Annotated in this window: 9 protein-coding genes; 6 read left to right on the top strand and 3 right to left on the bottom strand. The window is 45.4% G+C overall.

All coding sequences use genetic code 11. The features are described from left to right. Positions 1-67 precede the first annotated feature (67 nt). Positions 68-937 (bottom strand): helix-turn-helix domain-containing protein, encoded by an 870-nt coding sequence (locus tag AAIH57_RS07780; protein WP_430021178.1) that lies wholly within the window; start codon positions 935-937, stop codon positions 68-70. A gap of 218 nt (positions 938-1,155) precedes the next feature. Here AAIH57_RS07780 and AAIH57_RS07775 point away from each other — a divergent pair, with 218 nt between their 5' ends. Together AAIH57_RS07775 and AAIH57_RS07770 are read left to right on the top strand one after the other, a co-directional pair. After that, positions 1,156-2,847, top strand: coding sequence for an ABC transporter substrate-binding protein (locus AAIH57_RS07775; protein ID WP_430021177.1), 1,692 nt, complete (start codon positions 1,156-1,158; stop codon positions 2,845-2,847). Between the two features lie 228 nt (positions 2,848-3,075). Then, a complete protein-coding gene (locus AAIH57_RS07770) occupies positions 3,076-5,337 on the top strand; it encodes a glycoside hydrolase family 3 N-terminal domain-containing protein (RefSeq protein ID WP_430021176.1) in 2,262 nt (753 codons plus the stop codon). 194 nt (positions 5,338-5,531) lie between these two features. Here the strand turns inward: AAIH57_RS07770 and AAIH57_RS07765 are convergent, their stop codons facing one another. Then, positions 5,532-6,881 (bottom strand): response regulator transcription factor, encoded by a 1,350-nt coding sequence (locus tag AAIH57_RS07765; RefSeq protein ID WP_430021175.1) that lies wholly within the window; start codon positions 6,879-6,881, stop codon positions 5,532-5,534. Further along, positions 6,869-8,590: a sensor histidine kinase gene (locus AAIH57_RS07760; RefSeq protein ID WP_430021174.1), complete on the bottom strand. Its 1,722-nt coding sequence runs from the start codon at positions 8,588-8,590 to the stop codon at positions 6,869-6,871. The genes AAIH57_RS07765 and AAIH57_RS07760 overlap by 13 nt, the downstream gene beginning before the upstream one ends. A 406-nt stretch (positions 8,591-8,996) precedes the next feature. On the opposite strand from AAIH57_RS07760, the gene AAIH57_RS07755 reads away from it, so the two are divergent. The 4 genes from AAIH57_RS07755 to AAIH57_RS07740 all read left to right on the top strand — a co-directional run bounded on the left by AAIH57_RS07755 (position 8,997) and on the right by AAIH57_RS07740 (position 12,428). Next, positions 8,997-9,791 carry an ABC transporter permease gene (locus AAIH57_RS07755; RefSeq protein ID WP_430021173.1) on the top strand — a complete coding sequence of 265 codons (795 nt, stop codon included), beginning with the start codon at positions 8,997-8,999 and terminating at the stop codon, positions 9,789-9,791. A gap of 18 nt (positions 9,792-9,809) precedes the next feature. Beyond that, positions 9,810-10,679 carry a carbohydrate ABC transporter permease gene (locus tag AAIH57_RS07750; RefSeq protein WP_175398934.1) on the top strand — a complete coding sequence of 290 codons (870 nt, stop codon included), beginning with the start codon at positions 9,810-9,812 and terminating at the stop codon, positions 10,677-10,679. Between the two features lie 64 nt (positions 10,680-10,743). Beyond that, complete coding sequence (locus AAIH57_RS07745) at positions 10,744-11,781, top strand: extracellular solute-binding protein (protein ID WP_430021172.1); 1,038 nt, start codon at positions 10,744-10,746, stop codon at positions 11,779-11,781. Beyond that, positions 11,700-12,428, top strand: coding sequence for a hypothetical protein (locus AAIH57_RS07740; protein ID WP_430021357.1), 729 nt, complete (start codon positions 11,700-11,702; stop codon positions 12,426-12,428). The genes AAIH57_RS07745 and AAIH57_RS07740 overlap by 82 nt, the downstream gene beginning before the upstream one ends. Positions 12,429-12,490 lie beyond the last annotated feature (62 nt).

Below are 12,490 nucleotides of genomic sequence, written 5' to 3'. Positions count from 1 at the left end.
GAGAGCGCAACATTGTGCAATCTTCCTGAAATCCAGAGGGGATTTTTGATTGTTTGCAATGAAGTCCTTATGTTAACTCACTCTGTCTGAACAACTTAGGTGACATCTTATACGTCTGCCTGAATTGTCTCGCAAAGTAATTGCTGTCATTGAACCCGGATTGGTAGGAGACCTGCGTAATGGACAGATCGGTTAATCTCAAGAGTTGACAAGCTCTCTCCAAGCGCAAACGTTTGAGGTAAGCCATTGGGGACGTCTGGTAAAAAGATTTGAAAATTCTATTCAGATGCCTGATAGATATATTGCATTGTGAAGCAATTTCCTCCAGTGTAATCTGTTCCAGAAAATGGTCTTCAATATATGATATTGCTGCAGCCAAATGCATGAATTGGCCATCGGATGACTTTCCATTCGATTGGTGGTATCTCGATAAATAGACTATCAATTCGGTTAGTTTTGAAGTCAACAGAGTTTGGTAGGCGGGCTGCTTCAAATGATATTCATTGATCATGTCGGCTATAAACGATTCGATGTAATCGAAATCGTTTAACGACATAACCATTTGACTTTTTTCCGAAGGGGAATTTCGATAAAGCGGTTCCAAAACAAACATCGAATGGTAGCCGTCAAAAGTAAGTAAATCAGATCCGAGATGGTGCTGTAATATTTCAGGTCTAAACATGATATTGCATATTTTAAAATCACAAGGGTCTTTATAGGCATGGCTCGTTTCACCACTGATAACAAATACATGACCTTTTTTAATGAATGAAACTTCATCATCTACGATATGGGTTGCATGTCCATGAAGAACAACGACAAGTTCAGCGAAATCCATATGTTTATGTAAATAAAAGTCTTCAGAATGACCTCCGTATTGTATGAAAAACGGAAATTCTTCGTCACGGGTAAACCATCGCAAAGGAATCTTTTTCAATATATCCCCACCTCAACCACTGAATTCATGTCTATATCATCCTATAATGATGTCTTAAAAATCAAGGTTTGGGTTTTCATTTCCATACTAGTATAAGTGTGAGAAAACAAGATACAGCCAACAAAGGAGGATCATTTTTGAAGATGACTCTGTCTCAAATATCTTGAAAGCGCATTCCCAATTTGAAAACACTGAATAATTATAGGGGGCAGAATAGAATGAGAAATGTCTCAAAAACGTTTGGAGCATGCCTTTTGACAAGTATAATGATTATTTCTGGATGCGGAGATTCGACAGACAATTCCAGTACGAGCAACAGTAATTCTAATGGTCCGATCACATTTACCTTCTTCGGAGCTGACGCAAGTCCAAATTGGAACAAGATGCAGGATGAGGTAGGCCAAAAAATCTCTGAAAAAACAGGTGTAACCATTGATGCGGAGTACGATATTTCAAGCGGTGGAGGGAACGACCGCATCTCGCTTATGGCTGCCAGTGGTGATTATCCGGATTTGATTTTCCCCAAAGGAAACTTAACAAGACTCGTTGATGCTGGGGCCATGATTGATTTGACGGAATTAATCGAAGAGCACGCACCGAATCTGAAAAAAATTTATGGAGAGCATTTCAATCGTTTAAAATATAGCAACGACGATCCTTCAATTTATTGGATACCGACCAATGGTGCCATTGACCAAATCAGTTTTGATGCTAACAATGGCGCAGCCATTCAGCATCGCGTAGTCAAGGAACTGGGGTATCCGGAGATCAAAACCTTAAACGATTTCGAAAAGGTGTTGAAACAATATTACGAGAAACATCCCACAACAGAAGATGGGCAACCAACGATCCCTTTAACACTAAGCGCAGACGGGTGGCGACGAATGATCACCGTAACCGATCCTGCCGCTATGGCAACCGGAGGCCCCGGGGATGGCGAGTATTATATCAACCCGGACACTTACGAGGCCATTTTGCATTATAAACGGCCTGAGGAGAAGGAGTATTTCCGTTGGTTGAACAAGATGTTCAATGAAGGTCTACTGGATAAAGACAGCTTTGTTCAGAAGGATGATCAGTATAAGTCCAAAATTGCCAGCGGTCGTGTACTATCGCTGCTGGATCCAAACTGGGGCTATAGTGACGCGGAAAATGCACTGAAAAGCGCGGGCAAGGACGATATGACATACGGATATTACCCAGTGACGCTGGACGAAACCTTTAAACGAAAAGACTTCCAGGATATCGGTTTTGACGGTTATGGCATCGGCATTACAGTTGACTGCGAAGATCCTGTTCGAGCCATTAAATTCCTGGATTGGATGTCTTCCGAAGAAGGGCAAATTTTAAGAAACTGGGGCATTGAAGGCGAGCACTACGTTGTGGAAGATGGAAAGCGCACGATTCCGACAGATGTTCAGGAGCGGAAAAATAAGGACAACAACACATTCACCAAAGAAACGGGCATAGGGCTGTACTATATTTTTGGCGCTCATTATGGTGATGGTGTCAAAGATTCGACGGACAATTACTTCACGACCAATTATCCTGGACAGATTCAACAGAATTATTCCGAGGTGGAAAAAGAAGCTCTTCAAGGTTATGGCATCACGACCTGGAAAGATTTGTTTCCTTCCGAGGAAGAATTCCCTGTAAAAGAGTGGGGTGCGGCTTACAATATGCCGATTCCTTCAGATAGCGGGGATTACAATGTCGTATATCAAAAAACGCAGGATATTATCCAGAAACGGATCGCTGAAGCAATCACCGCCTCTCCGGACGCCTTTGATTCCATTTATGACAATATGATCAAGGAAATTGATGATGCAGGAGCAGTAGCCATGGAGAAACAATATACGGAATGGATTAAAGATCGTGTCAGGTTGTGGACGGGTAAAAATATAGAATGATATTAGGTATCAGATACAACCTAGAGCTACCAATTACCGAAAAGGAAAAAAAAGTCGCTGCTTAGCGGCTTTTTTGCTTTTAGAGGATAATATTGGTACAAGTGAATAATTGAAATTGTTTTGAGCTATAACGAATGGTGGACACGCCAGTTGACACCAATAAACGCAACAAAATGTATATATGAAGCGTCTATTCATCATATATAGACAACAGCAGGGGTGAAACAGATGCAAGTAAAACTAATGACAATGATCGGTGCCGTTCTCGGTTCTATGCTCGTATGGGCAGGCAGTGCAGCAGCGGAAGCAAAGTTTGTCGATCTGCAGCATTCCAAGTGGGCAGAAGATGGCATTGCATATATGTCGGAACGGGGAACAGTGGCTGGCTATGGCAATGGGATATTTAAGCCCGAGGGGCTGGTCACACGTGCACAAGCGGTCACTTTTATGGTGCGGGAGCTATATCCGCAAGAGCTTCAGAAAGCAGTGCAAGGCACGGCATATTCGGATGTTCCGACAACACATCCGTTTTATCGCGAAATCGCCATAGCGGCTAAACATAGACTTGCCAGCGGATTTCCTAACGGCACCTTCCATCCGGATGCTCCAATTAGTCGCGCAGAGACTGCGGCATTCCTTACACGTGCATATCCACTCGTGGAAGGCAAGCAATCCGTAAGTTTGACAGATACGGAAAAGCATTGGGCAGAAGCGCCTATTCTCATCTTGAGTTCAAACGGTTTGGTTGGCGGATATTCAGATGGCACCTATCGTCCGAATCGATCTGTCACACGAGCGGAATATGCTGTATTCATGGCGCGAGTGATTCGGTTTGAACGCGAAGCAGCTATTCAAACGCAAGATTGGGACAAGCTGATATCCTATATGACCGTAAGTGAGCAAGTCGGCCAAATGCTCATGCCTGATATTAGGCAATGGAACGGTAAAGTGACAACCACTGTTAATGAAGGGCTGAAACGAAGTATTCACGATCAGGATTTGGGCGGACTTATTCTATTCGACAAAAATATTGTAGATGTTAGGCAGGTCACAACGTTCACACACAATATCCAAAAGGAAGCAGGAGACATTCCTATGTTTCTTAGCATCGACCAAGAAGGAGGCGTTATTAAGCGAATCCCAGGCGGGACGAATCTGCCGGGGCAAATGGCGCTTGGTGCAACCGGAGACACAGCGCTAGCCGAAGCGGCCGGACAGTTGACAGGGGAGGAGTTGAAGGCACTGGGGGTGCAAGTCAATTTTGCACCAGTGCTTGACATCAACAGCAATCCTGACAATCCGATCATCGGCATGCGGTCGTTTGGCTCGGATGCGGATTTGGTAACACGGCTTGGTCTCGCAGCGATAACGGGACTACAGAAATCAGAGGTGATTGCGGCAGTCAAGCATTTTCCGGGGCATGGCGATACGACAGTAGATTCCCATCTCGGAATGCCGGTGCTGCCACATAACCGTGAGCGGCTCGATGCAGTAGAACTGAAACCGTTTCGGGCTGCGATTGAGAACGGGGTAGAGATGATCATGACCGCACATATTGCTTTCCCTGCAATAGATAACGAGCATGTCACTTCACTCAAAGACGGGACTAGCGTGCCGATCCCTGCCACGTTATCCAAAAAGGTACTGACCGGACTGCTTCGGGAGGAGCTGGGGTATGAAGGTCTCATCGTTTCGGACGCCTTTACCATGGATGCAATCGCAGAGCATTTTGGGGAGAACCAAGCGGTGGAACGTGCTGTCTCCGCTGGTGTTGATATCATTCTTATGCCGCAAGATTCGGCAGCTGCACATCAAACGCTGGTGAATGCGGTGAATAGCGGCAATATCCCAACCGAAACCATTCATTCTTCCGTGAAGCGAATTCTGGAATTGAAAGCGAAGTATGGATTGTTTGAACGCAGCGAAACCCTTACCTATAAGCTAGCCAGACTTAACGATATCATTGGATCGAAGGAGCATCGCACCGTAGAACGTGAAATCGCAGAGCGAGCAGTTACATTATTGGCCAGCCGCGAAGGTGAGCAACCGGATCTAATTCGGCAAGGCGATCAGGTTGTTATTGTCGCAGCAGAAGAGGATCAGGCGAAGCAGCTCGAGAAGCAGCTGCTGCAAGCCGCAAACAGTCTATCGCTAGAGACGGAAATTGCTGTGGTGAGCCAGGGGAAAACGAATGAAGCCCTTCAGGCGATAGGCAAGGCGGATTACGTCATCCTGGCTTCGTACCAGTTCCGTAACGTAGCCAGTCAGTTCGGATGGTCCGATTATCAAACCTTAATCGATGCGATGAACAGGAGGAATCAACGATACACGCTGTTGTCGCTGGGCAACCCGTACGAGACAATTTATTTGAATAATGTGCGCTCGGGACTTGCCGTATACGGAAAGCAGGAGCCAAATACAAAAGCGGGGATCAACGTGCTGCTTGGCCAACAGAAACCAGGCGGCAAGCTGCCAGTGAAAACGCCTTGAAAGCAAAAATGGAGAGGCTCAGCCTCAGAGGTTGATGAAGAGCCCCGTTGAAAGTCGCTATTAGCGGCTTTTTTTGTTATACCGGTATAATTCCTTGTCCTGAGCAGGACAACTTCTAACTTGGGAGGTCGTAGAGGTGAGCACTGGCGCGTGACCTCAGCACCAGCACTAACATCACACCAGTGCTTGCAGTTTTATTGGTGGATTATGTTTCTGCGGTATTGGTAGGGTGTAACCCCGTATTCTTCCTTGAACAACTGGATAAAATATTGATTTTTTTTGTAACCGACCATTTGTGCGATATCGGCTATGCGGAGTTCAGATTCCTGCAGCAGCCGGGAAGCCTCCTCCAACCTTTTCCTCGAAATGTAGTTTGACACATTTTCTCCTGTCTCCTGTTTAAAAAGTTTGGAAAGGTAGACAGGATGAAGATGTGCGACTTTTCCCAGTTCATCCAGGCTAAGGCCATGTGAAAGATGGTCTTCGATGTATGTTTGCACTTTGTCGACAATGGTTTGAATGGACATCTGCTTGTTGTTCCTGATCCGGCTGACCTTATCCATGAGGGTCGACCAAAGTTCGTCAGGGTCTCGCAGCCGATTAAAAATCCAGTCTGCAGTTTCAGATGCATCCCGATTATTATCCGCCTGATATAGATAAAGGATGGTCTCCATGAGAAAGATTATTTTGTGCTTTCTGAGATGGATTCGATCATATTTTTTAATGATGTTTCCGGCAGACTCCCATTCACCGCATGATGGAGATGGATTGTATAACTCCATGAAGTCACTTGAGTGCACGTGTTCGCTTAGGAAAAATCCGTAGAATTGTTGGCGGGTCTCGTTTCGATCTTTTAAGCAAAAGGGCGGTGACAAAAGCGAGTGTTTCAATGTGATGGTCAGTTCCCCAGCAATTTCTTCCGGAACGAAAGCGACCAATTGGGTACCCGCAGTCCAAACAAGACGGTCCAACTTGTCTCCAATCGTATGTTTTACAATATCCACATGTGCTTGTGTGAAATTATCCATCTTAAAGCCGCAAAATTGGCGCGCCCCTAAAAAATCAGTGTAAGCATCAAATTTGGCCCGTAAGGTTTCGTTTTCTCCAAGAAGCGAAAGCAGATACCCCAAACCATCGAAGTTTTCCCATGCGACGGGTTGAATGGGCCGTGTTTTTATAATGTTCTTGATGGCTTTAGACATGGCTTTCTCCACATCATCTTTGTCTACAGGTTTGAGCAAATAGTCGAGTGCACCCAAACGGATTCCTTGCTGCGCATATTCGAACTGGGAATAGCCGGAAAGAATGATGACTTTGGTTGGCAGGCCATTGTTTTGGATATGTTGAAGCAAATCAATCCCCGATACCTCGGGCATGCGGATGTCAGTGATCAGAATATCGATATGGCTCTGATTCAACATTTCTCTGGCTTCAATCGAATTGGTCGTCGTCTCGATCTGAACGATGCCGAAGGATTTCCAATCGAGCAAGTGCTTCATATACTCAACGACATAATGTCCGTCATCAACGATTAATAATCGCATAAAATTTCCCCTTTCTCCGTGGGATTGTGAATGAGCAGCAGGACGGACAAGCCTCCCCATTCATTGGTGGAAAACTGCAGACCGCTTAGCTCGCCATACGTATTTTTCAGACGCTGGTTTACATTCCAGAGCCCAACCCCTCTAGTTCCTTCAGGTGAGGCGCTGCTCTCAAGCCGAGCTTCCAGCATCCGGATCTCGTCCATCGTTAGACCTTTGCCGTCATCCGAAACCCTTATCTTAATCAGATCCTCTTCCTGTTTTACATCGATCGTCACCTGATGGGCTCCCTGTTGACCTTCAATTCCGTGTTGAATCGCGTTTTCGACTACGGGCTGAATGATCAGCGGCATGAGGGGAAGGGAAGCCAGTTCCGGCGGAAAATCGATGTTGTACTCCATTTTTTTGCTGAGAGCCATAATGACCAGGAAATGTTCCGCAAACTGAAGTTCACTTTCCAACGTGACTTCATGCCGATCCAATTTGGTTAAATAGCGGTAATATTCGGCCAGATGCTTGCTCATTCGCATGACGGAATCCGGCGAAAACTGGGCCACCGACATGATGAAAAACAAACTGTTGTATAAAAAATGAGGGTTAATCTGAGCTTGTAATTGTTGAAGTTCCGCACTTCTTCTCAGTTCCGTTTCGGTCTTCAAGGATACGAACAGATCCTGGATTTCGGCGACCATATGGTTAAAGCTTCTGAAGAGGCTGTAAAACTCTTTGTCGGTGTTTTCGGTAATCCGTGTGTTATGGTTCCCTTGCTCGACTTGTAAAAACTTCTTCTCCAGCAGACGGATATTGCGGTAATAGTTCCGGTAGAACGTAAAGATGACAATCAGGCCGAGCGTCAAAACCGCTAAAATGCTGGCGAGGAAAACTTTGCGGCTGCGGTCAAGCGGCTGCAGGAAATCATTTGTCCGTGTGTATGTAATCAGGTAGGTGTCGATCGGTTCAATATATCGGGATAGAACATAGTAGTCATCCGAATTGGTATGATAATCATATTTTAAGGTTGCCTCGGTCTGGGGAGAAAGCATATGGGTAACCGCTTTCAATAGATCATTGTCGACTTCTGATTGACTCCATAATTGCTGGTGATTAAACAGAAAAAAAGCGTTCGAGCTGTCATTATTCACGGCTTTTTTCAGCAGGCTTTTCAAATATTCCGTATTGAGCTTCACGCCAACGACATACTGAGCTGGTTCAGTTTGTCCTGGTTTTTGGATGTAAGGGTAGACGGCAAAGTAATACAAGCTTTCGTCAATGATTTGCCATCCCCGTTGATCAACATCCTTGAACGGAAGTCTTGCCTCCAGCGTATTGTTGGTGGACAGGAACGTTTCCTCAGACTTCCAGTAGATGCCGATCGATTCAATGGATCGACTGGAAAGTAGCGTTTGCCGCAATCGATCAACAATATCATTTTTCTTCATTTGGGAATCATAATTGCTCAACTCGATCACCTGGCTCTGATAAAAGCGGACATCACTGTCTGCCGCAAACTGAACCCCATACATGTTTGCCTCATACATAATCCCGTCTAGAATGCCCTTCACATAATCAAGCTGGTTCTTGGAAGCGACAATCAGGTTTTCTTCCAGTGTCTTTGAGCTCAAACGGTTCATTACAAAAAACAAACTCAGCGTCAGCAGCAGAAAAAAAACAAAGAAATAGATAAATCGCTTCATGTACATTTTTCTTATCATATGATTTCCCTTTCCTAATGCAACACTAGAAGTTATAACTCCATGTCGGTGTAACTTTAATATAAGCCAAACCACTGGAAAGCGGAAGAGCAGCGAATTACTAAAATGAAAGCGGTTTAAAAATGATTCAGAATGGGGTGATGATCTTGAAATTTTGGCATTTTGGTGTGAAAGCGCTTTTGTTAAGCTTAACTGCGAGGATTGCTTTCCCAGTGTCATCATAGAGGAGGTATGCAACATTAACGAGATTGGTACCGTTACATCCGCAAAAAAAACAAAACTTAAGATTTCCCATCGAAACTCGTTGAAAAAGGAAGTCAGGAAAAATTGGCCTTTGTATGTACTGTGTATTCCCGCTTTAGTGTTTGTCTGCATCTTTTCTTATGGCCCCATGGTAGGGTTGCTGATGGCGTTTCAGGACTACAAACCGTGGCTTGGCATCGGAGGTTCCCGGTGGATCGGGTTAGATAATTTTGAACGGATTTTTCAGTATAAAGAAGCGACACAAGCGATCGTCAATACGCTGATTATCGCCGTTTCCAAAATTATCGTTGGTATTATTGTTCCAATCATCATGGCTATTCTGCTGAGCGAGATCCGAAATATTGGCATTAAGAAAAGTGTACAGACATTGGTGTATCTGCCGCACTTTTTGTCGTGGGTCACAGTGGCAGGGTTGATGATCGACATTCTCGGATTAGACGGAGGCATCAACCAAATTTTGACCCGGCTGTTCGGGATCGATCCGATTTACTTTTTGGGTGATCCTGATCTTTTTAGATTCACGGTTGTGGTCAGCGATGTGTGGAAAAGCTTCGGCTTCGGCATGATAGTCTATTTGGCAACGATAGCGGGGATCAATCCTTCCTATTACGAAGCGGCAGAGATCGACGGCGCCACACGTCGGCAGCAAATCAGGTACGTTACCTTACCTAGCATGCTGCCAATGATTATCGTCATTTCCACGCTTAGTCTGGGGAATATTCTGGACGCGGGCTTTGATCAGGTCTTCAATCTGTACAACCCGCTTGTCTACAGTACGGGAGATATCATCGACACTTATGTCTACCGTTCATCCTTGTTAAATGGACAGTACGGGTTCGGGACCGCGGTTGGGTTGTTTAAGTCGGGTATAAGCCTGATCTTGATCGTTGTATCCTACAGACTGGCCTACAAGTATGCCAATTATAAAATATTCTAACAAGGAGGGAGAGGGATAATGTACCATAAGACAACAGGCTATAGAGTATTCTCGTATTTTAATTATGCGTTCATGATTTTGGCAGGACTAGCGTGTTTTCTTCCCCTGCTGCATTTAATGGCGCAATCGCTCAGCAGCAAGGCAGCCATTAGCGGCAACATGGTGTCATTTTGGCCGGTCGGATTCAACGTGGACGCCTATGTTAAAACGTTCAACAATTCCAATTTCATCGGCGCCATGCTGACCTCCATTACCCGAACGGTTTTGGGGACTACAATCAGCATGTTTATCCTTACCTGCGCAGGTTATGCCCTGTCCAAGGAATTTCGGGGGCGCAATGCACTGATGTGGTTTTTTATCTTTACCATGCTCTTCTCTGGAGGATTGATACCTTCTTACATTCTGGTGACAAACCTGGGATTAAAGGATACCATTTGGGCCCTCGTATTGCCGGGAGCTTTCGGAGCCTATAACCTGATCCTTCTCGTCAATTTCTTCAAAACGATTCCAAAAGCTTTGGAAGAAGCAGCATTCATTGATGGAGCATCCTTTTTCGTGATCCTCAGCAAAATTTATTTACCGTTGTCTCTGCCTGGACTTGCGACCGTATCCTTGTTCATTATGGTTGGACACTGGAATTCCTGGTTTGACGGAATTCTGTATATGTCGGATGCGAGCAAGTATCCGCTGGCTTCGTTCCTGCAGACGGTTGTGGTGCAGAGCAATATGCAGAATATGGCGATGAGTCAGTCTGAGGTGGCAGCCATGTCGGAACAAAGCATCAAAGCAGCCCAAATTTTTGTCAGCACGTTACCCATCATTCTGGTCTATCCTTTTTTGCAACGATATTTTGTTAAGGGGATCGTGCTCGGGGCTGTGAAAGAATAGTTATGATGACGAAAAATTGGATCAGAGAACACAAATTGAGTTTGAGTGAAGGGGGCATGTTTCCATGAAGAAAAGAAATCATTTATGGAAAATGGTAAGTCTGGTTATGTTATCGGCTATTCTTGTTGCTGGCTGCAGCAAAGGGGAAACTGCTTCTGAGTCCGCACCGGCATCGGTGCTCAAGGATGGAAAATATGATCCTCCGTTTACGATTACCATCGCGAAACAACAGGATGAAAATGCCGGCAAATACATCAATGGTGAAAGTTTGAATGACAATGTGTTGACCCGTTGGGGCGAACAAAATCTCGGCATCAAGATCCAAACGACCCTGCTGGGTGGTGACGCTTCCCAGTACAATACCAAACTGCGGCTCGCACTGACGGGTTCCGAGAAGCTGCCGGATGTTCTGCCGGTCTATGACACCATGCTGATCAATGATTTGATCGAATCGGGACGGGTCAAGGAGATCACGGAAGATATTTCAACCTACATGCCTGATCGGATCAAAGAAATTTACAAACAATACCCAACCACCTTCAATCCTGTGGTAAGAGATGGCAAGGTTTACGGAATGGCCATTGCGCCGAATTTGACGGAAGGCGAGGTCATGCTGATCCGCCAGGACTGGCTGGACAAATTGAAGCTGAAAGCTCCGACGACGATGGAAGAGTTTGAGCAAGTCATCGCTGCGTTCACTACTGAGGATCCGGATGGTAACGGTAAACAAGACACATACGGCTTTACTTTCTCAGGAAAGGATTCCTACAACACGGGCTGGGTCAGCGATCCGGTGATGATATTCAGTGCATATACAGGCAAACACCTTCCAAGACAATGGTATAACGACAACGGAAAACTTACCTATGGATCGGTTGCTGAGGGTAATAAGGATGCCCTTGCTAAGCTGCGTGATTGGTATTCCAAAGGGTACTTGAACAAAGAATTGGCCACCCAGGGCGCCTGGGACGCACTATCCGATTTCACTGAAGGAAAGGCAGGCATTATCATCGGCCGTCCTTGGCTTTACGACAGTGTGAAGGACGTGGAGAAAAATGTGGAGGTGCGAAAATCAGTGCTTATCCAACCATTCAAGGCGTAAACGGCGATAAGACCTACCAGTCTGCCCAGTTGAACGATGGCGTGTTCATGTTCAACAAGGACTTTCAAAACATGGAGGCATTCTTCCTGTACTACGATAAAATGTACGATGCGGCGTTCAGCACTGGCGATTTCAAATATGGCTACGCTCAGGGATACGATTACGATATCGTCAATGACGAAGTGACATTCGATCCAACGAAATTCAATACGCCATTGGAGGCTGTACAAGGTGTTGGGAAAATGGCATTTACCAAAAATACACCGAGTGTTGACGGTCCCGGCAAATCGTACTTCGATCTGGCTAACGGTGCCAAGCCCGATACGGGTGTCCTTATTCAAAGCGCTTCAAAGGATCAAACCACCAAAGACGGATATCGGATCTCCTATGAAAATCGGGATGTCTTGCTGCCAAATGAGTTTAATGGTCCGCCCACGCCAACGATGCAGAATGTGTGGGAACAGCTTACCACCATGGAGCAAGAAACCTTTACGAAAATAATTTACGGAAATGAGCCACTTGAAGCGTTTGATACCTTTGTCAAACAATGGCACGAAAAAGGCGGAGACCAAGTGATCGAAGAAGTAAATGAGTGGTACAGCCAAGCCAGGGAGACGGATGTCATGTCACTGATGAACCTGAAATAAAAGTCCCACTTCATAGAGGTCAATCTTCCGGGAACAAGGAGGGTTGACCTGTTAAAGGGGAG

It is taken from the genome of Paenibacillus sp. MABNR03, assembly GCF_050455445.1.
In the GTDB taxonomy this organism is placed as follows: domain Bacteria; phylum Bacillota; class Bacilli; order Paenibacillales; family Paenibacillaceae; genus Paenibacillus; species Paenibacillus xylanilyticus.
The sequence above is the reverse complement of the archived record's forward strand: the minus strand, read 5'-3'. Positions and strand labels throughout refer to the sequence as shown.

Coding starts and splice junctions, on each gene's coding strand:
- AAIH57_RS07750 (WP_175398934.1), top strand. CDS start 9,810: ATGTACCATAAGACAACAGGCTATAGAGTATTCTCGTATTTTAATTAT.
- AAIH57_RS07745 (WP_430021172.1), top strand. CDS start 10,744: ATGAAGAAAAGAAATCATTTATGGAAAATGGTAAGTCTGGTTATGTTA.
- AAIH57_RS07755 (WP_430021173.1), top strand. CDS start 8,997: ATGGCGTTTCAGGACTACAAACCGTGGCTTGGCATCGGAGGTTCCCGG.
- AAIH57_RS07760 (WP_430021174.1), bottom strand. CDS start 8,590: ATGATAAGAAAAATGTACATGAAGCGATTTATCTATTTCTTTGTTTTT.
- AAIH57_RS07770 (WP_430021176.1), top strand. CDS start 3,076: ATGCAAGTAAAACTAATGACAATGATCGGTGCCGTTCTCGGTTCTATG.
- AAIH57_RS07765 (WP_430021175.1), bottom strand. CDS start 6,881: ATGCGATTATTAATCGTTGATGACGGACATTATGTCGTTGAGTATATG.
- AAIH57_RS07775 (WP_430021177.1), top strand. CDS start 1,156: ATGAGAAATGTCTCAAAAACGTTTGGAGCATGCCTTTTGACAAGTATA.